Raw genomic sequence first — 25,253 nt, forward strand, 5'->3', positions numbered from 1 at the left:
CCAACAAAGCGTTAGGAACAACTATGCTTTCTTATAGTTATTGTTATTGTTATTACTGCTACCCCCAAAATGAGTTCTTTTAGGACCGCTGTTATTGTTATTATTAAGCTTACGCTTATTGTTGTTGTTATTGTTGTTATTATTGTTATACGGCTTTTTAGCGCCAAAACTACCACCTTGAGAGCTCTTCTGATTATTGTTATTATTATGCTGCCCTTGGTTTGAAGTCTGTGTTTTAACGCGATTACCCGGAGGAGGCGTACGGAATTCCAATTTCGTTAACTGTACATCGTCGGCCAATTTCAAGGTACCGCCAGAAAGCTCGTATAAATCCTGTATAATCTGTTGGTCATTTACCGAGTCCTTATTCCAAGTAACGTAGGCCATTTTCATGAAATTCGCAATGCTAAGTGTCATTTTCTGGCGTGCCTCTTCTGTAGGCATAGCTTTGGCCTTTTCGATCATACGCTCAGCAACATGCCCATAATGTTTATAACGGATTCTGTTTTGCGGATAAGGAAGCGGTTCCGGTTTATGATGAATCTCATCCTGTTTTGGAATAGGGTAAGGCGAGTCTACATCAATTTTAAAATCAGAAATAATATAAAGGTGGTCCCAAAGTTTATGTTTAAAGTCTGAAACATCACGAAGGTGAGGGTTCAATACACCCATCATATCGATAACGACCTGTGCCAATCTATTACGTTCTTCTTTAGAAGGAACAGTGCAAATATAATCAACCATATTTTGCACATTACGGCCATATTCTGCCAAAATCAATTTGGAGCGTGTACTATTGTAATCGAAATTCATATATTGAAATTAAACGTATAAAATAACGTTATTTATCTATTTTTATTTTGTATTGCCTTAATCGACAATTCTAAGTTTTGCAAATTTAAGCAACAATTGTTTCTGTCCCAACTCTTTGAAGAAAATAGTTGCTTTTATATCACTTTTATTTCCCTCTAAATTAATAACTTTTCCAAAGCCAAAACGCTCATGCTCTACTTCCATCCCCACTTGAAGTCTGCTTGTATCCGAGGGCGCAAAACCTTCGGTAGGCTTATGTGCCTTAGGCAAAATAGAAGTAGTTTTAACCAACTTAGGCTGTGTTGCCGGTTTAGGCTTGCTAAAGACATCTTTCTGCTGCCAAGCCACACGATCCGAAGTAAAACCATCCTCCTTATTCTGCGGCATACGCGGCCTAAAATCAAGGTCTAAACAAGCCGGGTTTAATTCGTCCAAAAAGCGACTAGGTTCACAGTTATTCAGCGTTCCCCAACGGTAGCGTGAAGTAGCATAAGACAGGTGCAATCTTTTTTCTGCCCGTGTTACAGCGACATAAAACAACCGACGTTCCTCTTCGAGCTCAGTTCTTGAATTTAACGATAACTGAGAAGGGAAGAGATTCTCCTCCAGACCGACAATAAAGACATGTAAAAACTCCAATCCTTTAGACGCGTGAATGGTCATTAACGAAACCGTATCCGCATTAGGGTCTTTATCGTTATCATCATTCGTCAGCAAGGCTACATCCTGCAAAAAGATATCCAAGCCTTTTTCTTCTAAATCTTCTCTTTCCGAAAACTCTTTAATACCATTTAAAAGCTCCTGAATATTTTCATAACGGCTTAACCCTTCCACCGATTTATCGGCATACAAGTCTTTTAATATACCCGAATGTTGCGCAATATGCATGGCGGTATCAAAAGCACTTGCTGTTTTTCCGATCGCCTGAAAACTCTGTACCATCGTACCAAACTGCCCAACAGCATTGGCACTTCTACCATCCAAAAAAGTATGCGCATTTAACACAACATCCCATAGTCTAAACTGGTTTTTGTCGGCAGCAACAATAATCTTCTCCACCGTAGTATCGCCAATGCCGCGGCGCGGATAGTTTATGACCCTTTTTAGCGCCTCCTCATCATTAGGGTTATACGTAAGTCTAAAATAAGCAATTAAATCCTTAATTTCCTTACGCTGGTAAAAAGAAGTTCCACCATAAATCTTATACGGGATATTTAACTTCCGTAAAGCCTCCTCCATAGCCCTAGATTGTGCATTGGTACGGTATAGGATGGCATAGTCTTTAAACACACCGCCCGATAATGCCTTTTGCTGTAAAATAGCCTCAGCCACAATCTTTCCCTCCTCATTATCCGAAAAAGCACGCACCACCTTAATCTTATCGCCCTCTTCATTATCCGAGAACACATGCTTTTCTAACTGATGCTTATTGTTGGCTATAATACTATTCGCCGCATTTACAATCGTCTTGGTAGAGCGGTAATTTTGCTCCAATTTATATATATTAACATCCGGATAATCCTTCTGGAAGTTTAAAATATTCTGGATATTAGCACCACGGAAGGCATAAATACTCTGCGCATCATCACCTACAACACAAATATTTTCCTGTACGGCAGCCAACCGTTTTACAATAAGATATTGCGAAAAGTTGGTATCCTGATACTCATCAACCATCAGGTATTTGAACTGATGCTGATACTTATGCAAGGTCTCCGGGTATTTGTTGAGCAGCACATTGGTTTTGAAGAGCAAATCATCAAAATCCATAGCACCGGCACGGTAGCAGCGCTGTGCATAGGTATAATACACCTGCCCCATCTGCGGGCGCCCATTTTCCCTATCCTCCGCCATTATAGCTTCATTTTTAGTATACTCCTGTGGCGAGATAAGATTATTTTTTGCCGATGATATACGGCCATACACCTGATTTACATTATACAGCTTATCATCCAGGTTCATTTCCTTCAATATGGCACGCAACAGACTTTTGGTATCATCGGTATCGTAAATTGTAAAATTTCGGGGATAGCCTATCAGCTCGGCTTCTACACGAAGAATACGCGCAAATACAGCGTGAAAAGTTCCCATCCATATATTTTTGGCCTCGCCACCAACAACCTTCATTATACGCTCACGCATCTCTTTGGCAGCCTTATTCGTAAAAGTAAGTACGAGAATATTAAATGGGTCCACCCCTTTACGAATTAAATGCGCTACTCTATAGGTGATAACGCGTGTTTTTCCCGATCCGGCACCGGCCACAATCATTACTGGCCCTTCAGTTTGTTCTACAGCGGCACGCTGTGTAGGGTTCAATCCTGCTAAATAATCCAAAATAAAAAGCGTTTTTTGTCCTTTAGAAATATCCTGTAAAGGTACAAAAAGCAACGCACTTAAAAGAAACAACGATAGATTTATCTTTATAATTCCCTAACTTTAACCGGCAACACAACAAAGAGATGAAAGCAGTACTGGCCCTAGCTACCCTACTTGTCCTAAGCTACAGCATGCAGCTCAGGGGGCAGGATAATTCGCCAACCTTACCAAAGGGCTTTGTATATATCCAGGACATACTTCCCGAAGTTGCGGTAGACCTTCGCTATTGCGGACACCATAATTTTATGGGTAAACCCGTACAAGGATACCGAGCCCCAAAGGCTATATTATCGAAGAAAGCCACACAACAACTGCTGGCGGTAGAACAAGAATTAAATCGTTCCGATCTTGGCCTTAAAATATTTGATGCCTACCGGCCACAAAGCGCCGTAAACGACTTTATAAGCTGGGCCAAAGAGGCAAAAGACCAAAAAGGTAAGGAGACCTATTATCCGCAGGTAAAGAAGGCTAATTTATTTAGAGAGGGCTACATTGCCAAACGCTCCGGACATAGCCGCGGCAGCACGGTAGATCTTACCATAATTCATAAAAGCAGCGGGAAGGAGCTGGATATGGGTACAGGATTTGATTTTTTAGGCCCTCAATCCGCACATAGCTACCTAAAACTAACCAAAAATCAAATCAAAAACCGTAAGCTTTTAAAGCATTACATGGAAAAACATGGCTTTAAAGCTTACGAAAAAGAATGGTGGCATTATACCTTAAAAAATGAACCATTCCCAAAAACTTATTTTAATTTCGACGTACAATAAAAAGCCAGATAGCATCCTTATTAAAACGGCGCATCATCGGGCATATCGTTCATACGAGAAGGCATAGTAATACCGCCGCCACCAAAATCATTAAACGACGACGATGGCGCCATGGCAGAACCCGCAAAAGGCGAGTCGCCAGAGGATGCAGAAAATGAATCCTGCCCCATACCGGAAAAATCATCCTCCAAGTCCACGAATTTAACATATTTACCTACGAATTTCAACGGCACAATACCCGTCTCCCCGTTACGGTGTTTGGCAATAATAACCTCACCCACACCCGCCGTAGAGCGCCCCTCTTCATCCTCCGTAAGGCCATAATATTCCGGTCGGTACAGAAATAATACCATATCGGCATCCTGCTCGATAGACCCCGACTCCCGTAAATCCGACAACATCGGGCGTTTACTATTTCCCGGACGTGACTCCACCGCACGGCTCAACTGCGACAAGGCCAGCACAGGGATATTCAGCTCCTTAGCAACCGACTTTAAAGCACGCGAGATACTACCAATCTCCTGCTCCCGATTACCGCCACCACCTTTACCCTCGGCTTTACCATGCATCAGCTGCAAGTAATCGACGATAACCATCTGTATATCATGCTGCGCTTTTAAACGACGGCATTTTGCACGGAACTCGAAAACGTTTAAAGCAGGCGTATCGTCGATAATCAACGGTGCCTCCGTCAGGCGCCCAATACGCGAGTGCAATTGCTGCCACTCATGGTCGGCAAGATTTCCCTTTTTTAGTTTTTCTTGTTCAATTTCTGTTTCCCCTGCAATAAGACGATTCACCAACTGTACCGAAGACATCTCTAGGGAAAATACAGCGACAGGCTTACTGTGGTCTACCGCAGCATTTCGCGCTACAGATAGTACAAAAGCCGTCTTTCCCATAGCCGGACGAGCGGCGATAATTACCAAATCTGACGGCTGCCATCCTGAAGTCATTCTATCCAAGGCGGTAAGGCCCGAAGGCACCCCCGTAAGTCCGTCGGTACGATCGCGCAGCAACTCCAGGTTAGAGATCGCTTCCCGCATAATATCATCCATCTTACGAGAATCCCGGCGCAAGTTATTCTGTGCAATATCAAACAAGCTCTTTTCCGCTTGGTCTAAAAGGTCAAATATATCACTCGTTTCATCGTAAGAAGAATTGATAATCTCGGTAGACACCTTAATCAGCTCACGCTGAATATACTTCTGTGAGATAATACGCGCATGGTACTCGATATTTGCTGCCGACACCACCCGATCGGTAAGCTGGGTAATATAATAAGCGCCACCTACCATTTCTAATGCCCCCATCTGCCTTAACTCGGCAGTAACGGTAAGAATATCAATAGGCGATGTTTTTTGAAATAAACTAAAAATTGCTTCAAATATTTTCTGATGCGACTCCTTATAAAAAGACTCTGGTTTAAGGATATCAATAATTTCACTCAATGCATTTTTCTCCAGCATCAGGGCCCCCAAAACTGCCTCCTCCAGATCTAAAGCCTGCGGGGGTAGTTTTCCCAAACCACTTACTAAATTGTTAAGACCCGTTCTTTTTTTATTAAAATTACCGCGCCCAATATTCGCTGCCTGTCCTGAAAAATCTTGCTCCATATCAAAAAATAATTACCATTTAACAACAAAGTACATCCGCTTTTCTTATGTACTTATTGTTAAACAAAAGTAAGAAAAATAGTCATCTAATCGTGGTTTTAATTGTTCACATCATTGAAATCTGAGCGTCATAAAAATTGGATTCCACAACGCTAGGCATAAATTGTTATCCACAACAATTGTTAACAACCCGCAAAAAGAACACGTTACATTTTGTATACCAACGCTTTATACAAATGTTAATAACTCTACCCCATGTTAAAAACAACAAAACAAACTGAAAATAAAGCATTTAATCATTTAAAAATAGATTAACCTTTCATTACCAATACATTAACAACATAAAATATAAAACAGCATCTTTTTTACCTATAGAAGTAATTAATTATTATAGTAACTTTGTCACTATGTCAAATGAAGCTTCAACATTAAAACCCTATAAGTCCAAGGATGGCGGCAAAAAAGAACAAGTAGCCGACATGTTCAATAATATTTCCGGAAAGTATGACCTCCTGAATCGTATGATGACCATGCGTATTGATGTTATTTGGCGCAAGAAGGCTATAAAATCTTTGCAGCCCTTAGCACCACAGCTGATATTAGATGTGGCCACAGGGACTGGAGATTTCGCTATAGAATCTTTACGAATATTAAAACCCAAAAAGATTATTGGCGTAGATATTTCGGAAGGTATGCTGGCTGTGGCAAAGGAAAAAATTAAGAAAAAAGGTTTAGAAGGGCAGCTTGAAGTTCAGTTGGGCGACTCGGAACAGCTGCAGTTTGAAGACAAAACCTTTGATGCGGTAACCGTTGCCTTTGGCGTACGTAACTTTGAAAATCTTGAACAAGGTTTAGCAGAAATTTTCCGCGTTTTGAAACCGGGTGGTAAAGCGGTAATATTAGAGCTTTCAAATCCTACAGTATTCCCGATAAAACAACTGTACAAATTTTATTTCCACAAAATTGTCCCCGCCTTAGGAAGAGCAATTTCTAAAGATAGCAGTGCCTATACCTACCTACCTGAATCTGTGGCTAAATTTCCCGATGGGAATCGTTTTGCAGAAATTACAACCAAGGTAGGCTTCAGCAAAACGCGGGTAAGACCACAAACCTTTGGTTTCTGTACCATATACGAGGCTATTAAATAAGAAAAGGCAAAATATTTAACAAAAGAAAGATTAATCTGTTTATACAAATAAAAACCATACCATGAGAACAGTTTTAATAACAGGGGCAAGTTCTGGAATTGGTGCCGCTTGTGCGCAAGTGCTTGCTAATGAAGGGGGCTATCGTTTAATCCTGGCGGCCAGAAGGGCAGATAAACTGGAGCAGATAAAAGAAGAAATCGTACGACAACAGCCTACTGTAGAAGTATATACACTGGAGTTGGATGTACGCGATGCGCAACATGTAAGCGCTACATTTGCAGCATTACCCACGGAATGGAGAAATATTGATGTACTAATCAACAACGCCGGATTAAGCCAGGGCCTCGACCCTATTCAGAATGGCGATATTGGCGACTGGGATCGTATGATAGACACCAACGTGAAAGGCCTTCTGTATGTATCCAAAGCGGTTATACCGTTTCTAAAAGAAAGCACACATGCGCATATTATAAATATAGGCTCTATTGCGGGCAAGGAAGTGTACCCGAATGGCAATGTATATTGCGCAACGAAACACGCTGTAGATGCTTTAAATAAGGCTATGCGTATTGACCTGCTTCCCTTCCAGATTAAAGTTACGGCTGTGAACCCTGGAATGGTGGAAACAGAATTTTCGGAAGTACGCTTTAAAGGCGATAAGGAACGTGCAAAAAATGTCTACGCCGGACTAAAGCCACTTTCAGGGCAGGATATCGCCGAAACAATAAGTTTTGTTTTATCGAGACCTCCACATGTTAATATAAATGATATTTTAATTATGCCATCGGCTCAGGCTAATGGTACAATCGTTCACCGACAACAATAAAATTTAAAATTATGGCATTAGAACAAACAATAAACACCGATATTAAAGCTGCAATGATTGCTAAAGACAGTGTTCGTCTTCGGGGTCTTCGCGCTATTAAAGCTGCAATTCTATTAGCGAAAACAGAAAAAGCAGGTATCGATGAGTTGGATCAAGACACCGAGATTAAGGTATTGCAGAAGCTGGTGAAACAGCGTAAAGAATCAGCAGATATTTACAAAACACAGAACCGTGAAGATTTAGCGCAGATAGAAATCGAGGAGCAGCAGGTTATTGAGGCATTTTTGCCGAAACAGCTGGACCGGGAAGAAATTGAAACCATCATTAAAGCCATTATCAGCGAGGTTGGTGCTGCAGGAATGAAGGATATGGGTAAAGTTATGGGTTTAGCAAATCAACAATTGGCCGGTAAAGCGGATGGAAAAACAATTTCTGAAATTGTAAAATCCAGCCTAAGCTAGTATGCAAGTATCGTGGACTACGCGTAGTTTTGAGGCGTTAAGCAGCCTGGAGTTGTATCAGCTCTTGCAGTTGCGTATACGCATATTTATGCTCGAGCAGGAATGCCTTTACGAGGAATGTGATGATAAAGACCTACAAGCAAAACACCTACTCGGTAAAATCGACGGAAAGGTGGTTGCCTATGCGCGCATATTGCCAAAAGGGATTTCTTATTCTGATGTATCCATCGGAAGGGTGGTTGTACAGCAAGAATACAGGCACCTGAAGTTGGGTCTTGAACTTATGGCACAGGCTATAAAATCGGCCCATGCAGACTATCCAAACGAAACTATACGTATAAGCGCACAGGCGCATTTACAGCACTTCTACGAAAAACAGGGTTTTGTACGGGAGAGCGACAGCTATTTGGAAGACAATATTCCACATATTGAAATGGCTTTATACAGCAATTAAAAAAAAGGAGCTGTCCATTTGTTGACACCTCCTTTTTTTGAATGAATGAACACCCCTAAACTATGTATAGGTCGAAAATTTACTTCAGTAATTTTCGGCTGCCGTACACTTTATCGCGGTCATATGTCGAAATATGACGTTCTTTTTTAGCCTGGTAGATATCATCCAGAGTTATTAATATCCCTGTTTCTTCGACTTCACCAAACTCATCGTTTAGCGCCGTGCCAAAAGTCATCATCGTTGGAGATAGATTCATATAGGTATTGATTAAAGGCGGAACATTCTCCCCCAAATCACGGACATGTTTATTTAACACTTTATACCCCTCCTTATAATCAAGCCCATCGAATATTCCTAAATACGGCGTAATATCTGTTTTGTACCCAATATTCAAGGCATCATACGGCTGCACCAATTTATTTTTATCCGGAAAATAACAGGTCATAAAATAAATCAATAAATCCCGAGCCTGTGCATTAAAATGAGGATACATCGTTACCTTACCAAAAAGGTATTTAATATCGGGATTTAACACCACAAGAGCCCCTAAACCATCCCATAGATTATCTAAAGAAAAAATCCCTCGTCTATTATCAATCGAAGGCTGATATTTCGGTTGCACCCACGAGCGACCTAATTCCATCGCATAGGGTAAGTAATTATTTTTAAAATCTTCCGAAAAATGGAAGTAATGTGAGGTAGAAAGGTGAATATCACCCTGGGCATCTACAGCCTCATTACAACGTATCACACGGTAACCCGCAATAATTTCCTCGTCTTCAGGATTCCATGCAATCAGCTGATCATAGTTATGCTCGCAGGTATCATTTTCATCGATATCCAATGCCAGCCCAGTACCCCCACCCGCGCCGCGGAAAGATAACTCTCTCAGGCGGCCAATCTCGCGCATAATATTAGGCGCCGTATGGTAATTAATTAAATACAGTTCATTATTACCATTATTAGCGTATCGCAAAAAGGCATCTTTTGTTAGCTCTACTTTTATTAAATCCCTTGCAACGGGAGCTATTATTTCTTCCATATCTTAACGCTACTTCTTCAAATCGTATACAAGCTGCTTAACATCTGCAGCCCATTGTCTTTCATTTTTTGAGGTATCAAAACTTGTGTATGATACCCGTTCACCTATTTTAATAACCACCTTCTGTCCGCGCTGGGCAAAAAACTCGTCTGCCAAGTATAACATTTCTATATTAAACTTAATACCAAAATTCGCACGCCAACGCGCAAGATTATAAAAGAAGTTTGAATTTTTCCCCTCAATATAAACGGGAATTATATCCTTTTTGTATTTTTTCGCCTTGGTAATAAAGCTCTTCTTCCACTCCAAGTCCACAATTTTACCCTTTATCTTCCTCGACACTAAACCTGCTGGAAAAACGAGCAAAGCATGATCGGCCGCATAAGCTTCCTCAATGGCCGATAGTGCTGCTTTATTCTGCCCGCCGACTTTATTTACGCCGACAAATAGAGGTTCCAAGTTAACAACATTTAAGAGAATATCATTCACCAAAAACTTCACATCCTTACGATATCTACCGATGGCGTGCATAAATGCTATGCCATCTAAACCGCCCAGAGGGTGGTTGGATGCAAAAATAACACTGCCCTCTGCTGGGATATTTTCAGCACCTTCTAAGGTTACCTCCACTCCTAAATCGTGAAGCAGCGCATCGACGAAATCTAAACCCTTTAAGTCTTTAAACCTAAACATGATATCATTAATTTCGTCTTCGTGAATGGTGCGCTCTAAATAACTAATAACCGGACCTGGAATCCACTTGGCTAAGCCAGAGCTTTTTTTCCGTATGACTTCCCTAACTTGAATAAACTTATCTTTTTCTTCCGCCATTTCTTACGATCTGCTTACTAATTATTACAAATCTGAACGGGTAAAAATAAAAAAATATTAGGTTATAATTCGAACAAAACAGAATTAATACAAAGATTTTTTGGATTTTCTACCTATTTTTGGGTGAATTAAACGTTTTCACGTTTTATTTGTTTAATAGTAAAGGAAGCGTATGTTTATAGGACAATACATATCTACAGGTTATTACGAGATCTTACCTAAAGACTCTATTGATTTCGCCATCCATAAAATGAACGATTACCACGTTAAACAGCTTTCTGTCGTTGAGGATGGCAATTTCCTAGGCCTTATCGATGAAGATTTATTATTAGATCAGGAGGAGGGCGAAAAGGATATTTCCACGCTTAACCTCCATTATAAACAAGTATACCTCTTCGATTATCAGCATATATACGATGCCTTACAGGTGATGGCGCTGTATAACTATTGCTTTATTCCGGTGTTAAATAAGGAGCATCATTACCTGGGCGTACTTACCAAACAAGATTTACTGTCATCCTTAAATAGCACCTTAGGCAACGACGATGGTGGCGCTATTATTGTATTGGAGTTGGGGATACATGACAACGCCTTGTCGCATATCGCCCGAATTATTGAAGCCGAAAACACAAGTATCTTAAGCACTGCTGTGCACGCTCTACCGGAATCTTCTAAACTGGAGATGACCATTAAAGTAAATAAAAATAATATTTCTGCCGTTGTCGCGTCGCTATGGCGTAACAATTACACCGTTAAAGCTACCTTCCGTGATGGAAGCGACAGTTCGGATATCCAAGACAGGTATGATCTTTTGATGAATTATTTAGATTTATAAGCACACGAAGACAACATTCAAAAAATCAACCACTTATAAACACACCATAACAGTACTGTAAATTAGTTGTAAACTGTTTTTTTGTAACACAAACATTAAAAAAAATACGTAAGCAACCCTTTTGGATTGCTGGAATTAGGTTTCCAACTTTGCTTCTGTCATTCGTTCGAAAGTGCAGCAGCTGAACCACAACAGCCAAAGAAATTTTGAGCCTACCCGGCGGCGGAGACTGCACTTCGCTAAACCCAGCTAGGCTTTGCTATTAAAAGTAAAATTATTGGAAGATTGATAAGCTTCGGTTCCTTTAATTAAATATTTATTGGACAAGAATTCCTTTCTATCCCTTAGTCGATCAAACCTGCTAGAAGAAGAGCTTTCTCTTAACGTGGACAAAGGAAATTCTATTACAGTCTATAGAACGCGTAAGTAGTCTATTTTCTATAGCAGCAACTTGAACTAATACCCTATCATTGTTTCCTTTAGTTTTGCTTGTTATAACATTATAGCAGGTCTTATATTGCACCTTTCCTTCAAAATAATCTTCATTATATACCACGCCAGAGAATTTCTTAAGACGTACACTATTGTAATTTATTGGGTATCTGTAAAAGACCAGAACCAAGCTACTGAGCATCATAAGGAAAATATGATAGAATGGAATGGTGAACTTGATATACCTTTTGAACAATGGATTATTAAGGAAGATACCGAAAACAAAGAGATAACCTATAATGGAAGGCTATGAAAACGGTGATGCATTAAAAGTAATGTCTCAAGACCTGATTAAAGACCGAACAAAGCCTGATTTACTATGCTGTTCTGAATGGGAAACTTAGTATTGATCCACCCCAAGCCGTAGCAATACGGCTTATAATCAATTTTAAACGCCCATCCAACAATAAAGATGGGCGTTTTTTTATTAAATATTAAAAATCCTGCCATCTGTTCTTAGGATTGTATGGAACCCTATTGGGCGCTATCTCAGACCAAGGTTTATACTTAAATTTACTAGCTATAAGGATATAATAATTCCATCGCCAAAAACAAAAAAGATTTATTTTATACAGTCGGTAAAACTCTTTATTTATATCAGTTGGCTTAGTCGCTTCTATAAATCTATTAATGTTATATTTTGATATCGATGTCTCTTTAAACTCAAAATATTGTATTCTTGTGTATGCCCCATCCTGATTAGCATACCTAAAAGTATTAGGGTCTAGCTCTAATAAAATAAATTTATTTATAAGAGGGAAATTCACCATAAAAATAAAACAAACTAATATTTTTAAAACTAATTTCATTAAATAGAATTTAGTCAGATGGATCACTACTAATAGGAGCTCCCGGATTATTCCATCCTTTTAAATTCCGCTGTATAGGATAATTAGGACTCATTAACTTTTATGGGTCTATTAGAATGTCTAAAACGGTTAAGTTATAAAGAAAAAATCGAGCTTATTGACCTCCATGACAGAATAGCTCTTCCTGCCTATAGTTATCACGTTGTTGATAATTCAGATAGTTACTTTTTATGGCATAAACTTGCTAAATCTTACAAATTAATTAGAAAAGGGATAGGAAGTCTCAACATTTAATTTAACAATCAAAAGCGAAGTTTTAAAGCTTCACTTTTTACATCCAAACACTAGAAAAATAGAAATTTATCAATAAAAAGCTTTTTTAAACGTAACTTAGTTCTAAATCAGTCTTGGTGGCAGTTATAGGACTATCGATATACACAGCAGCACCTTGCTGTATGATGCGAAATTTAACATTCCATGTGCCATCAATTTTTATGTTGCTTAAGAATAACCGCAGATATCGGTGCCATTAGATTTGTAGAATTATATATTGTGCTGTAAATTATCTGTAAATTTAAAAGATAAAAATAAGCATATCTAGATGTTTATTTTTATCCAGTAACAATAAGCAAAGCATCTACAACAAACTTGTAAAACCTTTAAAATAGGGTATTTAAATATAAATAAGCCAAATATCTCTGGTAAAAAAAATGATTTATTTAGATTTATAAGGATAACTTTGCACCTTTGCTAAGAAATATAAAATCCGGAATGCAGCAGATCAAAATCGCCATCTTTGGGAGAGTCTTTAACTCTTCGGTAATGCCTTATGTAGATCAGATTCTTAACTTTCTGTTTAAGAAAAATATAGCCATTGTAGTACATCAGGAATTTTACGACTTCCTAAACCAAAGCGGAAGCTGCCATCCCGCTATTACCACATTTAGTAGCTATGCCGATTTACCTAAAGACATTAGTTTTATGCTGAGCCTGGGTGGCGATGGTACTATGCTGGCTGCAGTATCCTTAATTCGCGATTCTGGAATCCCAATCGCTGGAATTAATTTTGGCCGCTTAGGCTTTCTGGCAAATATCTCCAAACGTGATATTGAGGAAGCCTTAAATAAGATTTTAAATAAAGAATATCAGCTGCAAAAAAGAACGCTGCTATCGGTATGCAGCGACCAAAAGGAGCTCTTTGACGGAGAAAATTTTGCACTGAACGACATTACCGTTTTCCGCTTCGACTCTTCTTCCATGATTACAGTCGACGCCTATATCAATAACGAGCTTTTGAATTCGTATTGGGCGGATGGTCTTATCATTGCCACACCAACAGGCTCTACAGCCTATTCGCTAAGCTGTGGAGGCCCTATCATAATGCCTGGCAGTGGTAATTTTGTCATAACGCCTATCTCCCCGCATAACTTAAATGTTCGCCCTTTGGTTGTTTCAGATGAGATAAAATTACATGTTAAAATCGAAAGCCGTACCGAAAAATATATCCTCAGCTGCGATTCAAAAAGCGAAACCTTATCTACAACGGTAAATCTGCAGATTGCCAAGGCGCCGTTTACGATAAATTTAATACGCTTACCGAATGAAGAATATTTTAGCACGCTACGCGAAAAACTCCTCTGGGGAATAGATGTTCGTAACTATTAAATTTATAAAATTTTAACGTAACTTTAGGTTACACTATTATTACAAAAACTATATCTTTGCTATTCAAAGTAAGAATCAGCCAAGGTCCAATATTTTGTATTAGCCTATTTTTCTTGATGTAGTAAGTAAAATAGCGTGCACATGGGTCCACATAGTAACATAACCTTTTACGTAAACGATGGAAGGGTACTGTTGTTGTTATCGGGTAAAAGACTTATTTGAACGATAGAATTGTTTTAAAAATTCATGAGTATAAAAGATAAGATTGATCGCCACAAGCTGCCGCAGCACATAGCGATAATTATGGATGGAAATGGTAGATGGGCAAAAGGCTTGGGGAAACTACGGATTTTCGGCCATCAAAGTGGTGTTGGCGCCGTGCGCGAAGTATTGGAAGGAGCTATAGAAATTGGCGTACCTTACTTAACCTTATATGCTTTCTCTTCGGAGAACTGGAATCGCCCTAAATTAGAAGTTCAGGCATTAATGGAACTGCTTATCAGCTCACTGAGTAAAGAGCTGAAGACCTTTCAGCAGAATGGTGTGCAGTTAAAGGCTATTGGCAACCTTTCCGAGCTTCCCGAAAAAATAAGAAAAAAACTTACCGAAACCATAACCGCAACAAAAGATAATACCAAATGCACGTTGACCCTGGCCTTAAGTTATGGCGCTAGGGACGAGATTGTCGGTGCGGTAAAGAAATTAGCTACACAGGTTGAAGCTGGTACTCTTTCGGTAGATCAAATAGATGCTGCTGCCTTTGAACAGCAGTTGTATACGGCAGGTACCCCCGACCCGGACTTAATGATACGTACCTCCGGGGAATATAGAATTAGTAATTTTTTACTATGGCAAATGGCGTATACCGAATTATGGTTTTCCGACAAAATGTGGCCCGAGATAAAAAGAGAAGATCTTTTTGAAGCAATCTTTGACTACCAAAATAGAGAAAGACGCTTCGGAAAAACAAGTGAACAAATATAAATAAGTAAAAAAACAACAATGTAAAGCATTGTTATTAAGTACATTAACACAATATTTCTTTTAACAAAAATTAACAAGAGATTGCCGTACTTTAGCAATCATAATAAAAGATAAATGAGACACCTTTATATACTGACTGTAGCAATTTTTGTATTGAGTTGGAATTCATCCTTTGCTCAAATTGGTAGCCAAAAACCTATCAACCTTTCGGATCCTGATGAAATTAGTTATTTGCAGCCTAAAGATTATATTATTGGCGGCGTTACCGTTTCGGGAGCAAAATACTTGGATACAGAGGTGCTTATAACGATATCAAAACTGGATGTCGGTCAGCATATTGAGGTGCCTAGTGAAGCTACAGCTGCCGTCATTAAGGATTTAATGGGGCAAAACTTGTTTGAAGATGTACAACTGTGGGCAACACGTATCGATGGAGAGCATATTTTTCTTGAAATCCGTGTGCAGGAACGCCCCCGCTTAACGCGTATCGATATCTCCGGGTTGAGCAAATCTCAAACCGAAGAGGTTAACAAGCGATTAAATGCAGGTACTGGACGTATCGTTAATGAAAACCTTATACAGTCGACAAAAAATACCATACAGCGTTTCCTTCGCGAGAAATCATTCCTGTACCCGGATATTACTATTTCTACGGTAAAAGATTCTATCGAAGCCAACAATGAGATTTTAAAAGTTTCTGTAGATCGTAACAAAAAAGTAAAAGTAGGATCGGTTAAATTCACCGGTAATGAGAAATTTAAAAATAAGGAGCTTAAGGGGTATTTAAAAGGTGTTAAGGCGCCAGCTTGGTTCCGCATTTTTGGACCTGGAAAATTTAAGGACGATAAGTATAAGGAAGCCAAGGAAAAACTTGTTGCTAAATTGCAGGATAAAGGGTATAGAGATGCACAGATTCTGAAAGACTCGGTTTATAAATTATCACCAAAAAGAGTCGGTATTAATCTGGATATCTATGAAGGACCGAAGTATTATGTAGGAAATATTGATTGGACAGGAAACTCGCGCTATACGGATTCGGTATTAAACATTATTCTTGGTATTGAAAAGGGGGATGTGTATAGTGAGGAGAAAATACATACCAAATTAATGGGCCCTACGCGTAATAGCGATGATATCAGTGCTTTATACCAAAACGACGGGTACCTAACTTTTAATATTAACCCGATTATTAAGAAAATTTATAACGATACGGTGGACCTGGAGATTCAAATATCCGAAGGTAAACAGTATACTATTAATAATGTTATTGTTAAGGGGAACGATGTTACCAATGACCGTGTGGTGTTACGTTCTATCTATACGAAACCTGGACAGAAGTATTCCCGCGAATTAATTATGCGTAGTATCCGGGAGATTTCGCAGTTAGGTATGTTTGATGAGCAGAAAATTACACCGGATATCCCCTCTTCGACAATGAACCATGAAGAAGGTACGACCGATATTATCTTTAATGTTGCAGAAAAACCTTCCGATCAGGTGGAGCTTTCCGGGGGTTATGGTGCTGGTCAGATTATTGGTACGTTGGGTTTAACGTTTAATAACTTCTCGACAAGTAATTTCTTCAAAAAGGATGCGTGGCGCCCTTTACCTCGTGGCGACGGACAGAAGCTTAGTGTGCGTGGACAAACATCGGGTAAGCGTTACCAATCGTATAGTTTCTCGTTTTCTGAACCTTGGTTGGGGGGTAAAAAACCAATTTACTTCGGTTTAAGTGCCTACACTTCCAGCTCATCCTATGGTGGTTTCAACTACCTAACGGGTAGACAAATGGTGGCAGATAAGGACTTAAATAGAATCTGGATGACGGGGGTTACGGCATCTTTGGGTAAACGTTTGCAATGGCCAGACAACTACTTCCAGATTAATACGTCTTTATCGTTCCAACGTTATAAATTACAAAACTACGGCGATTACTTCTTATTCGACAACGGTACGGCTTATAATATTAGTTTAACACAAGAAATTAGCCGTAACTCGGTTGATGCGCCAATCTACCCGACATCAGGTTCGCATATTCGTTTATCGGTGTCGTTGACACCGCCATACTCTTCATGGAGTAACGATTATAAATCGCCGGTGAAGGAAACAAAATACAGATGGACGGAATACCACAAATGGAAATTTGATTCCCAATGGTATATGAAGGTTGCAGGTAAACTGGTTGTTAAAACACAGGCGCAATTTGGTTTCTTAGGTCAGTATAAAGGCGACGCAGATCGTTCTACATTCGAGCGTTTCAAACTTGGGGGTGACGGTATGCAAGGTTTCGACTTCTTACAGGGTTCCGAGATTATCGCTATGCGTGGTTATGCCAACGGTACCATTATTCCAGAGAGTACAGGTAATGGCGGCCAAAATATTGCTATCCGTTCGGGTAGCCCGATCTATGCGAAATACCAGATTGAGTTGCGCCACCCAATTATGTTGAACGACCAAGCTACGGTATTTGCTTTAGCCTTTGCTGAGGCTGGAAATACCTGGAACAACTTTAAAGAGGTTAACCCGTTTAAAGTTCGCCGTTCGGTGGGTGTTGGTGCGCGTATCTTCTTACCTATTTTTGGTATGTTGGGTATCGATTATGGTCATGCCTTTGACCCTATTCCAGGGATTCCTTCGAACAACTGGAAACAAAACTTTACATTCAGTATTATCCAGAATATGGGTGGTTTCTAGGTATTTATTCCGGTATTATCGTACCTAAATATGTACGTAAAAACCTTAAAGAGCTGTTTCCATTGGAACAGCTCTTTTTATTTTTTAGGTAAGCTACGATTTCTAAAGGGTTTAGCTATGGGTCTATATGTATCCTTCAGGTAGCTATATATCTGTTAATATTTGTTAAAGGGTGAAATAATAGGATTATTTCACCCTTTTTTGCTATTTTTGACTGCAAGTATTTAAACTATTAACTACTTATCAGTGTCATAGAAAAAAAAAGAAATATGAAAAAGATATGCATACTTTTAGCCATTCTAACTTTTAGCATTGGAATTTCTTTTGCTCAACAAAAGTTGGCATATGTGGATACGGAATACGTTTTAAAGCATATTCCAGATTATATTGCTGCGCAGAAGAAAATGGATGATCTTTCGGCGCAATGGCAACAAGAGGTAGATAAGCAATATGGAGAAATTGAAAAGCTCTATAAAGCATATCAAAACGATCAGTCTTTATTAAATGCAGACATGCGTCGCAGACGTGAAGATGAGATTGTAAACAAAGAAAAACAGGTTAAAGATTTTCAGAAAGCGAAATTTGGTTTCCAAGGGGAGTTATTCCAAGAGAGACAAAAATTAATCCAACCGATCCAAGATCGCGTTGCCAAAGCAATTAAAGATATTGCTGCCACTCAAGGTTTAGATTTGGTGTTTAATAAAGGTAGCGAGACTACGTTTATCTTTGCCAACCCTTCCTTGGATAAAAGCAACGATGTAGTGGTGAAATTAGGCTTTAAGCCTAACCCCGCTTTAGCAGAAACAAAATAGTAGAAACCCCAAACTAATTTATTAACAAACAATATTTAATTAGACAAATTACCCGGTAGTTTGCAAAGTTTAAAATGAGAAGAATGAAAAATCTATTTAAAGGAGCACTTTTAGCAGTGGGATTATTTGCAGCAGCGACTGTTGCTAATGCACAACAGAAAATTGGTCATATTGATGCGGATGCACTTTTCCAATTAACAGCAGAGTTCAAAACGGCGCAAACACAATTGCAAACGCTTCAGGCTTCTAAAGAAAAAGAAATCAGTGGTATGTATGAAGAGTTACAGAAGAAAAATACATTAGCAGAAGAGAAATATAAAAACCGTAGTGAAGCTAATAAAGCGGCTACAGATGCAGAATTAACGCAGTTAGGTCAAGAAATTCAACAAATGGATACCCGTATCCGTGAAGTAAGTCGTGTAGCACAAGAAGATTTACAGAAAAAACAGCAAGAACTTATGTCTCCTATTCATACGAAAGTTATGAACGCTATTAATGCGGTAGCGAAAGAAAAAGGTTATGCTTATGTTTTCGATATCGGTAGTGGTGCTGCAATCTACTACTTAGGTGGTGATGATATTACAAACGATGTTAAAACTAAATTAGGCATTAAATAAGCCTTAAATTTAACATATAGTAAGGGTGCCTTCCAAAAATTTGGAAGGCACCTTTTTTTTATGGAAGAAACGCTGAAAATCGTTTAATCAAATCCATACATTAGGGATGTAAGGCGGATGTAATTTTTAATGCTTCTAAATAAATTCTATGCATGCATAATATATCATTAAATATTATATTTGTGTATAACCCGATTATACAACTATGATTAGTCAGCTAATATTTGCTATTCTATTACTTTCCGCCGGTATTTTGTTTTACAAAAATGCCCATAAGATTTATAGGAATATAAAACTCGGAAAACCTCTAGACCGCTTCGACCAGATCGGTGAACGTATTAAAGTGATGCTTTTAGTAGCTTTTGGTCAGAAGAAAATGTTTAAAAGGCCTCTACCAGCCATACTCCATCTTTTTGTGTATGTTGGTTTTTGTATTATTAACATCGAAATGATCGAGATCTTAATCGATGGACTGCTGGGCACACACCGTGTACTTTCGTCTTTAGGTGGCCTATACAACTTCTTAATTGCCTCCTTTGAGGTATTGGCATTTCTGGTGCTGGCCTCCTGCGTGGTATTCTTTATACGCAGAAATATCCTTAAACTAAAGCGGCTAAACCAGGCCGAATTAAATCAATGGCCAAAAACGGATGCGAATCTGATTCTGCTGACTGAAATATTATTAATGGCGGCATTTTTGTTTATGAACGCGGCAGATCAAAAGCTGCAGGTCTTAAACGCCGCACACTATCCCCAGGTAGGCTCCTTTCCAATTAGCAGCTTTTTGGTAGGGCTATTGCCAAACGATAGCAGCAGTTTAGTTTTTATCGAACGCTTTTGTTGGTGGTTTCATATTTTAGGTGTGCTGGCATTTCTTAACTACCTACCGATATCCAAACACTTACATATTGTATTGGCATTCCCGAACACCTTCTTCAGCAATTTACAGCCCAAAGGCAAATTCGAGAATATGCCTTCCGTTACGGCCGAAGTTCAAGCGATGTTGGACCCTAGCCTACCTCCCCCATCCGCAGAGGTATCGCGTTTTGGTGTTAAAGATGTGCAAGACCTTACCTGGAAAAATCTACTCGATGCTTACACCTGCACAGAATGTGGCCGCTGTACAGCCTCATGCCCAGCAAATATCACCGGCAAATTATTGTCGCCACGAAAGATTATGATGGACACCCGCGATAGAATAACCGAGGTTGGACAGCATATCGATCGCAACAAAAACTTTGTAGACGACGGAAAGTCATTATTAGACTCCTATATCAGCCGCGAAGAAATATGGGCCTGTACAAGCTGTAATGCCTGTGTCGAGCAATGCCCCGTAAACATCAACCCTTTGGAAATTATTATCGGCCTACGCCAATATGCTGTAATGGAAGAATCACAAGCGCCCGGCAGTATCAATACCATGTTCAGCAATATGGAAAATAACGGCGCTCCCTGGAAGTATGCACAGGCAGATCGTGCAAATTGGACAAATCAATAAGCTTTATTATCATGGAAAATCAATTACATATCCCCACAGCGGCAGAATTATTGGCAAAAGGAGAAAGTCCGGATTTATTGTTTTGGGTGGGCTGTGCTGGATCTTTCGACGAAAGGGCACAGCGTATTACCCGCGATATCTGTAAGATATTAAATCATGTCGGCATAAAGTATGCTATCCTCGGAACTGAGGAGAGCTGTACGGGTGACCCTGCAAAACGTGCCGGCAATGAGTTTCTTTTTCAGATGCAGGCCATGATGAACATACAGGTACTCGATGGTTATGAAATTAAAAAAATCGTTACCGCCTGTCCGCACTGTTTTAATACCCTGAAGAATGAATACCCGCAACTAGGCGGCAACTACGAAGTTATACACCATACCCAACTTATACAATCGTTGATCGATGCCGGAAAATTGAAACCTGCCGATGGGCATAGCTTTAAAGGGAAACGTATTACCTACCACGACCCTTGTTACCTGGGGCGTGGAAATGAGGTTTATGAGGCCCCAAGAAAGGCGTTAGAAAGTCTGGATGCTGATTTGGTAGAACTTAAAAAATGCCGCAGCAATGGCCTATGCTGTGGTGCTGGCGGGGCGCAGATGTTTAAAGAACCCGAGGCCGGCAATAAAGATGTCAATATTGAACGTATAGAAGATGTTATTGCATCAAAGGCCAGCATTGTCGCGGCAGCATGCCCGTTTTGTATGACCATGCTACAAGATGGCGTTAAGGTTAAGGAGAAAGAACAGGAAATAAAAGTTTTGGATATTGCTGAAATTACTGCTCAGGCCAATAACCTGTAGCTGTTTAATTTATAACAAACTTTTTTGCTATTCGATTTGTTATTCTATGTAAACAACGGAGGTAACTTATGTCGTATGCAAAATTCAAAAAATTACATCAGCAGCAGATCCTGATTTTAGGTAATGTTTGGGATGCCCACAGCGCAAAAATTGCACAAGATACAGGCTTTTCTGCTTTAGGGACATCCAGCCATGCTATAGCCAATCTTTTAGGGTACAACGATGGAGAGCAAATTCCTGTTGAGGAGCTGCTGTATATGGTCGAACGCATTGTAAAATCAGTTAAAATACCCGTATCTGTAGATTTCGAATCGGGCTATACAGACAAGCCCTCGGAATTAGCAATTCTGGTAAAAAGATTAACAGATATCGGTGTAGTAGGCATCAATTTAGAGGATGGTAAGGTTGGAAAAGGGGGGCGCAAATTGGGAAAAGCGGCTTTGCTGGTAGATAAAATCCAAGCCATAAAAGCCGAAACGAAAAACATATTTATCAACGCCCGTACGGATACGTTCACTACGCAACATGCCACGCCTGTAGAAGAATCTATAGCGCGCATCGCGCAATACGAAAATGCCGGTGCCGATGGTATATTTGTTCCTTTGGTAGAAAGTAAAAAGGATATCCAGCGTCTTGTTGCTGCCAGTAATCTTCCATTAAATGTATTTTTAACGCCCAAATTACCTAAGCTGCAGGAACTCGAAACCCTGGGGGTAAAAAGGCTTAGCCATGGCGCTAAAATTTATGAATGGCTGGTAACAAAAAATACCAAAGTATTCCAGGACTTCCTGCAGAAGCCAAGCCTACCGAAATAACGGTAGGCATTACCGTACATATTTCCCTGTGGAAGTATTTGGATAAAGAAATAACCCTATTAAAAACAAGAAGTATATGCTGATCCATAAATAGCATATAATTGACAATTCACTCTTAATAAGCTTTTTACTCCCTACAAAATGGCCTGCAAACTCAGTCAATTATTTGATATTTATCATTAAAAAGTCAAACTGATTTATTCCATTTTATTATATTAAAAATAAGGCTTTACTTTGTAGGGTTATATGTTGAACATATAACTTTAAAAGTCAAAAGTAAAAAAAGTAAAAGCATAGGAATGAATATACCGCTACACAAATATTTCTTAACTATTATTGCCATTTTATTTCACCTAAGCGGTTTCGCTCAGGAAATACATTTGCGTGGTAGGGTATTGGACAAATCTACTCAAGAGGGAATAGGTTTTGCAACGGTAGCCGTTATTGGGGGGAAACAGAGTACGCATACCGACGATGATGGGAACTTTAATTTAGTTATCCCCTCGAACCAGGTAAAGGTGCGTGTTTCTTATGTAGGGTATAAAGATCAGCTCTTACCATTAGATGCTGGGCAAACGATATTCGAGATCCAAATGGATTCGGAAAATGAAATTGCGGAGGTCGTGGTAAAGCGTCCGAAACTAAAATATTCGAATAAAAATAATCCTGCCGTAGAATTAATCAGACAGGTTATCGAACATAAGGATGAAAATAGGCTGACCGGGCAACAGTATGTGGAGTACCAGCAGTATGAAAAGGTATCGTTGGGGCTGAGTAACCTATCCCCGGATTTTAAAAATAAACGTATCTTTAAAAACTATCAGTTTTTATTTCAACACGATGATTCTGCCAAAAATGAACGCTATATTTTACCTGCATTTATTGAGGAGAAAGTATCCAATATTTACTACCGCAACGATCCTAAGAAAACGAAACAATTTATTGTTGCCGAGCAGCGAGCAGAATTTGACCCTAAGTTTGTAGACAACAATGGTTTGTCTGCTTATTTCAATAAGTTGTATGAAAAAGTTGATATCTATGACAACGATATCTTCTTGTTGACCAATCAGTTTCTGAGCCCTATAGCCAGTGTTGCGCCTACATTTTACCGGTACTATATTACCGATACTATAAAGACCGCAACGCCATGGATTGTTGAACTGAGCTTTTTCCCTAGAAGTAAAACAGACTACCTTTTCCAAGGAAAACTGTATGTTACGCTCGATGGACAGTATGCGGTGCAATCGGCAAAATTAAGGGTTAGCAAGGATATCAACCTTAACTTCGTGCGCGATCTTAATGTGGATTTAGCCTTCGAAAAGGATAACTTGAATAAATATTACTTGTCGAAAAGTAGCTTGGGAATTGAGTTTGCCCTAACCGCCAAAGGCAAAGGTATTCGTGGAAATCGTATGGTGTACTATAAAAACTATGTAAATGGTAAGGCTCAACCCGATGATTTGTACGATGGCGAATCGGTTGTAAAACTCGAAAACAAAGCTGCATCGCCTGAACAACGGGAGAGCTACTGGTCTACGTTACGCCATGAGCCGCTAAGCACGGAGGAGCAATATATCTACAAAAATATCGATACCTTACAGCTTATGCCGTCGTTCAAACGTATTATGGATATTTCGGCGTTGCTATTATCGGGCTATAAACAGGCCGGACCGGTAGAAATTGGCCCTGTAAATACCTTCTATAGTTATAACCCCGTAGAGGGTTTCAGATTACGCGTTGGTGGCCGTACTACGGATGCTTTGAGTACACGGTTTTATTCTGAAGCTTATGTAGCCTATGGTTTTGAAGACAAAAAGTGGAAGTACTTCCTTAGTGGTACCTATTCGTTGAATAACAAATCGGTATACCGCTTTCCGCAGCATTATATCCGGGGTTCCTTTCAACGTGATACCAAAATACCGGGGCAAAATTTAGAGTTTATCCAGGAAGACAACGTGTTGTTATCGTTTAAGCGTGGTGAAAACGAGAGCTATTTATACAATGATATCTATCGTTTAGAGTATAAGGCCGAGTTTAAAAGCAATTTTTCCGTTACTGCAGGTTTCAGTAAATGGAAACAGCAGCCTGCAGGGGTTTTAAAATACGAAATAAGACCCGAAAATGGTACACCTTTCCTACTTCGTGAATTAAATACCACGGAAGCCTCTGTCGGGTTACGCTGGGCTCCGCATGAAGAGTATTACCAAGGTAAATTGTACCGCACGCCAATCTTTAATAAGTACCCTATTTTTACGTTTAACTACACCGCAGGGTTAAAGGGTGTTTTGGATGGCGAATACAATTACCACAGCTTTACCTTAGGCGCTTTTAAACGTTTTTACCTTTCGCAGTTAGGTTATGCGGATGTGAATGTAGATGGTAATATTATTGCCGGCAGTAACATCCCATTTGCTTTGCTTAATGTACACCGTGCCAACCAAACATATGCTTACCAGTTAAACTCATATAACTTGATGAATTTCCTGGAGTTTATTTCCGACCATAGTGCGGCAGTAAACATACAGTATTATATGAATGGTTTTATACTCAATAAAGTGCCTTTATTAAAAAGGCTAAAACTGCGTGAGGTATTTAGCTTTAAGGCTTTGTATGGCGGTTTACGCAATGAAAATAATCCAACCTATAATACGAATGTTCCAGCATGGCAAACCAATACCGATGGTAATATATCGTCGTTTACTTTTGGCAATAAACCGTATATGGAGGCGAGTATAGGTTTAAATAATATATTCAAGGTATTGCGGGTAGACTACGTACGTCGTTTAAACTATTTAGACAACCCTAATGTATCGAACTGGGGGATTAGAGCCCGCTTCAAGTTCGATTTCTAAGCGTATTTATTAATGTGTGTTTAGATAGCTC

General features: G+C 39.4%; 20 protein-coding genes and 1 pseudogene. 15 read left to right on the top strand and 6 right to left on the bottom strand.

From position 1 onward, the window contains the following. Positions 1–21 precede the first annotated feature (21 nt). Both ACL9RF_RS11975 and ACL9RF_RS11980 read right to left on the bottom strand, forming a co-directional pair. On the bottom strand, positions 22–813 hold the full coding sequence (locus tag ACL9RF_RS11975; RefSeq protein WP_422800874.1) for a DUF4290 domain-containing protein: 792 nt from the start codon (positions 811–813) through the stop codon (positions 22–24). Between the two features lie 57 nt (positions 814–870). Beyond that, complete coding sequence (locus tag ACL9RF_RS11980; protein ID WP_422800875.1) at positions 871–3,150, bottom strand: ATP-dependent helicase; 2,280 nt, start codon at positions 3,148–3,150, stop codon at positions 871–873. Positions 3,151–3,275: 125 nt separating this feature from the next. Between ACL9RF_RS11980 and ACL9RF_RS11985 the strand changes: the two genes are divergently transcribed. Next, a complete protein-coding gene (locus ACL9RF_RS11985) occupies positions 3,276–3,965 on the top strand; it encodes a M15 family metallopeptidase (RefSeq protein WP_422800876.1) in 690 nt (229 codons plus the stop codon). Between the two features lie 20 nt (positions 3,966–3,985). On the opposite strand, the gene dnaB is transcribed toward ACL9RF_RS11985, so the two are convergent. Then, complete coding sequence (gene dnaB / locus ACL9RF_RS11990; protein ID WP_422800877.1) at positions 3,986–5,581, bottom strand: replicative DNA helicase; 1,596 nt, start codon at positions 5,579–5,581, stop codon at positions 3,986–3,988. A gap of 407 nt (positions 5,582–5,988) precedes the next feature. Here dnaB and ubiE point away from each other — a divergent pair, with 407 nt between their 5' ends. The 4 genes and pseudogenes from ubiE to ACL9RF_RS12010 all read left to right on the top strand — a co-directional run bounded on the left by ubiE (position 5,989) and on the right by ACL9RF_RS12010 (position 8,470). Further along, positions 5,989–6,729 carry a bifunctional demethylmenaquinone methyltransferase/2-methoxy-6-polyprenyl-1,4-benzoquinol methylase UbiE gene (gene ubiE, locus ACL9RF_RS11995; protein ID WP_422800878.1) on the top strand — a complete coding sequence of 247 codons (741 nt, stop codon included), beginning with the start codon at positions 5,989–5,991 and terminating at the stop codon, positions 6,727–6,729. Between the two features lie 55 nt (positions 6,730–6,784). Then, positions 6,785–7,555 (top strand): annotated as a pseudogene (locus ACL9RF_RS12000) (SDR family NAD(P)-dependent oxidoreductase); the annotation flags it as partial. Positions 7,556–7,566: 11 nt separating this feature from the next. Then, positions 7,567–8,016 (top strand): GatB/YqeY domain-containing protein, encoded by a 450-nt coding sequence (locus ACL9RF_RS12005; protein WP_422800879.1) that lies wholly within the window; start codon positions 7,567–7,569, stop codon positions 8,014–8,016. A 1-nt stretch (position 8,017) separates the two neighbouring features. Beyond that, positions 8,018–8,470, top strand: a complete 453-nt coding sequence (locus ACL9RF_RS12010; protein WP_422800880.1) for a GNAT family N-acetyltransferase — start codon at positions 8,018–8,020, stop codon at positions 8,468–8,470. Positions 8,471–8,549: 79 nt separating this feature from the next. On the opposite strand, the gene ACL9RF_RS12015 is transcribed toward ACL9RF_RS12010, so the two are convergent. Together ACL9RF_RS12015 and ACL9RF_RS12020 are read right to left on the bottom strand one after the other, a co-directional pair. Beyond that, positions 8,550–9,512 carry a GNAT family N-acetyltransferase gene (locus tag ACL9RF_RS12015; protein ID WP_422800881.1) on the bottom strand — a complete coding sequence of 321 codons (963 nt, stop codon included), beginning with the start codon at positions 9,510–9,512 and terminating at the stop codon, positions 8,550–8,552. 9 nt (positions 9,513–9,521) lie between these two features. Beyond that, positions 9,522–10,343, bottom strand: a complete 822-nt coding sequence (locus ACL9RF_RS12020) for a 1-acyl-sn-glycerol-3-phosphate acyltransferase (RefSeq protein ID WP_422800882.1) — start codon at positions 10,341–10,343, stop codon at positions 9,522–9,524. 172 nt (positions 10,344–10,515) lie between these two features. Here ACL9RF_RS12020 and ACL9RF_RS12025 point away from each other — a divergent pair, with 172 nt between their 5' ends. Continuing rightward, positions 10,516–11,178 (top strand): CBS domain-containing protein, encoded by a 663-nt coding sequence (locus ACL9RF_RS12025; RefSeq protein ID WP_422800883.1) that lies wholly within the window; start codon positions 10,516–10,518, stop codon positions 11,176–11,178. A 926-nt stretch (positions 11,179–12,104) separates the two neighbouring features. Here ACL9RF_RS12025 and ACL9RF_RS12030 read toward each other — a convergent pair. After that, positions 12,105–12,479, bottom strand: coding sequence for a hypothetical protein (locus tag ACL9RF_RS12030; protein WP_422800884.1), 375 nt, complete (start codon positions 12,477–12,479; stop codon positions 12,105–12,107). Positions 12,480–13,250: 771 nt separating this feature from the next. Between ACL9RF_RS12030 and ACL9RF_RS12035 the strand changes: the two genes are divergently transcribed. The 9 genes from ACL9RF_RS12035 (at position 13,251) to ACL9RF_RS12075 (ending at position 25,222) form a co-directional block, all read left to right on the top strand. Then, positions 13,251–14,144, top strand: coding sequence for an NAD kinase (locus tag ACL9RF_RS12035; protein WP_422800885.1), 894 nt, complete (start codon positions 13,251–13,253; stop codon positions 14,142–14,144). A gap of 246 nt (positions 14,145–14,390) precedes the next feature. Further along, a complete protein-coding gene (locus tag ACL9RF_RS12040) occupies positions 14,391–15,128 on the top strand; it encodes an isoprenyl transferase (protein WP_422800886.1) in 738 nt (245 codons plus the stop codon). Between the two features lie 114 nt (positions 15,129–15,242). Then, positions 15,243–17,822, top strand: coding sequence for an outer membrane protein assembly factor BamA (bamA, locus tag ACL9RF_RS12045; protein WP_422800887.1), 2,580 nt, complete (start codon positions 15,243–15,245; stop codon positions 17,820–17,822). A 269-nt stretch (positions 17,823–18,091) separates the two neighbouring features. After that, positions 18,092–18,634 (top strand): OmpH family outer membrane protein, encoded by a 543-nt coding sequence (locus ACL9RF_RS12050; protein WP_422800888.1) that lies wholly within the window; start codon positions 18,092–18,094, stop codon positions 18,632–18,634. An 83-nt stretch (positions 18,635–18,717) separates the two neighbouring features. Then, positions 18,718–19,251 carry an OmpH family outer membrane protein gene (locus tag ACL9RF_RS12055; protein WP_422800889.1) on the top strand — a complete coding sequence of 178 codons (534 nt, stop codon included), beginning with the start codon at positions 18,718–18,720 and terminating at the stop codon, positions 19,249–19,251. A gap of 205 nt (positions 19,252–19,456) precedes the next feature. After that, positions 19,457–20,749, top strand: coding sequence for a 4Fe-4S dicluster domain-containing protein (locus ACL9RF_RS12060; protein WP_422800890.1), 1,293 nt, complete (start codon positions 19,457–19,459; stop codon positions 20,747–20,749). A gap of 11 nt (positions 20,750–20,760) precedes the next feature. Next, entirely contained in the window at positions 20,761–21,555 is a 795-nt protein-coding gene (locus ACL9RF_RS12065; protein WP_422800891.1) for a (Fe-S)-binding protein, read from the top strand. Positions 21,556–21,623: 68 nt separating this feature from the next. Further along, positions 21,624–22,370 (top strand): isocitrate lyase/PEP mutase family protein, encoded by a 747-nt coding sequence (locus ACL9RF_RS12070; RefSeq protein WP_422800892.1) that lies wholly within the window; start codon positions 21,624–21,626, stop codon positions 22,368–22,370. Positions 22,371–22,669: 299 nt separating this feature from the next. Beyond that, positions 22,670–25,222 carry a DUF5686 family protein gene (locus ACL9RF_RS12075; protein ID WP_422800893.1) on the top strand — a complete coding sequence of 851 codons (2,553 nt, stop codon included), beginning with the start codon at positions 22,670–22,672 and terminating at the stop codon, positions 25,220–25,222. Positions 25,223–25,253: the final 31 nt, after the last annotated feature.

The organism is Sphingobacterium sp. Mn56C (assembly GCF_049319645.1).
GTDB lineage: Bacteria > Bacteroidota > Bacteroidia > Sphingobacteriales > Sphingobacteriaceae > Sphingobacterium.

Bases quoted from the DNA above. Each gene is read 5' to 3' on its own strand.
- ACL9RF_RS11975 (WP_422800874.1), bottom strand. From the start codon at position 813: ATGAATTTCGATTACAATAGTACACGCTCCAAATTGATTTTGGCAGAA.
- ACL9RF_RS11985 (WP_422800876.1), top strand. From the start codon at position 3,276: ATGAAAGCAGTACTGGCCCTAGCTACCCTACTTGTCCTAAGCTACAGC.
- dnaB (WP_422800877.1), bottom strand. From the start codon at position 5,581: ATGGAGCAAGATTTTTCAGGACAGGCAGCGAATATTGGGCGCGGTAAT.
- ubiE (WP_422800878.1), top strand. From the start codon at position 5,989: ATGTCAAATGAAGCTTCAACATTAAAACCCTATAAGTCCAAGGATGGC.
- ACL9RF_RS12005 (WP_422800879.1), top strand. From the start codon at position 7,567: ATGGCATTAGAACAAACAATAAACACCGATATTAAAGCTGCAATGATT.
- ACL9RF_RS12010 (WP_422800880.1), top strand. From the start codon at position 8,018: ATGCAAGTATCGTGGACTACGCGTAGTTTTGAGGCGTTAAGCAGCCTG.
- ACL9RF_RS12015 (WP_422800881.1), bottom strand. From the start codon at position 9,512: ATGGAAGAAATAATAGCTCCCGTTGCAAGGGATTTAATAAAAGTAGAG.
- ACL9RF_RS12020 (WP_422800882.1), bottom strand. From the start codon at position 10,343: ATGGCGGAAGAAAAAGATAAGTTTATTCAAGTTAGGGAAGTCATACGG.
- ACL9RF_RS12025 (WP_422800883.1), top strand. From the start codon at position 10,516: ATGTTTATAGGACAATACATATCTACAGGTTATTACGAGATCTTACCT.
- ACL9RF_RS12030 (WP_422800884.1), bottom strand. From the start codon at position 12,479: ATGAAATTAGTTTTAAAAATATTAGTTTGTTTTATTTTTATGGTGAAT.
- ACL9RF_RS12035 (WP_422800885.1), top strand. From the start codon at position 13,251: ATGCAGCAGATCAAAATCGCCATCTTTGGGAGAGTCTTTAACTCTTCG.
- ACL9RF_RS12040 (WP_422800886.1), top strand. From the start codon at position 14,391: ATGAGTATAAAAGATAAGATTGATCGCCACAAGCTGCCGCAGCACATA.
- bamA (WP_422800887.1), top strand. From the start codon at position 15,243: ATGAGACACCTTTATATACTGACTGTAGCAATTTTTGTATTGAGTTGG.
- ACL9RF_RS12050 (WP_422800888.1), top strand. From the start codon at position 18,092: ATGAAAAAGATATGCATACTTTTAGCCATTCTAACTTTTAGCATTGGA.
- ACL9RF_RS12055 (WP_422800889.1), top strand. From the start codon at position 18,718: ATGAAAAATCTATTTAAAGGAGCACTTTTAGCAGTGGGATTATTTGCA.
- ACL9RF_RS12060 (WP_422800890.1), top strand. From the start codon at position 19,457: ATGATTAGTCAGCTAATATTTGCTATTCTATTACTTTCCGCCGGTATT.
- ACL9RF_RS12065 (WP_422800891.1), top strand. From the start codon at position 20,761: ATGGAAAATCAATTACATATCCCCACAGCGGCAGAATTATTGGCAAAA.
- ACL9RF_RS12070 (WP_422800892.1), top strand. From the start codon at position 21,624: ATGTCGTATGCAAAATTCAAAAAATTACATCAGCAGCAGATCCTGATT.
- ACL9RF_RS12075 (WP_422800893.1), top strand. From the start codon at position 22,670: ATGAATATACCGCTACACAAATATTTCTTAACTATTATTGCCATTTTA.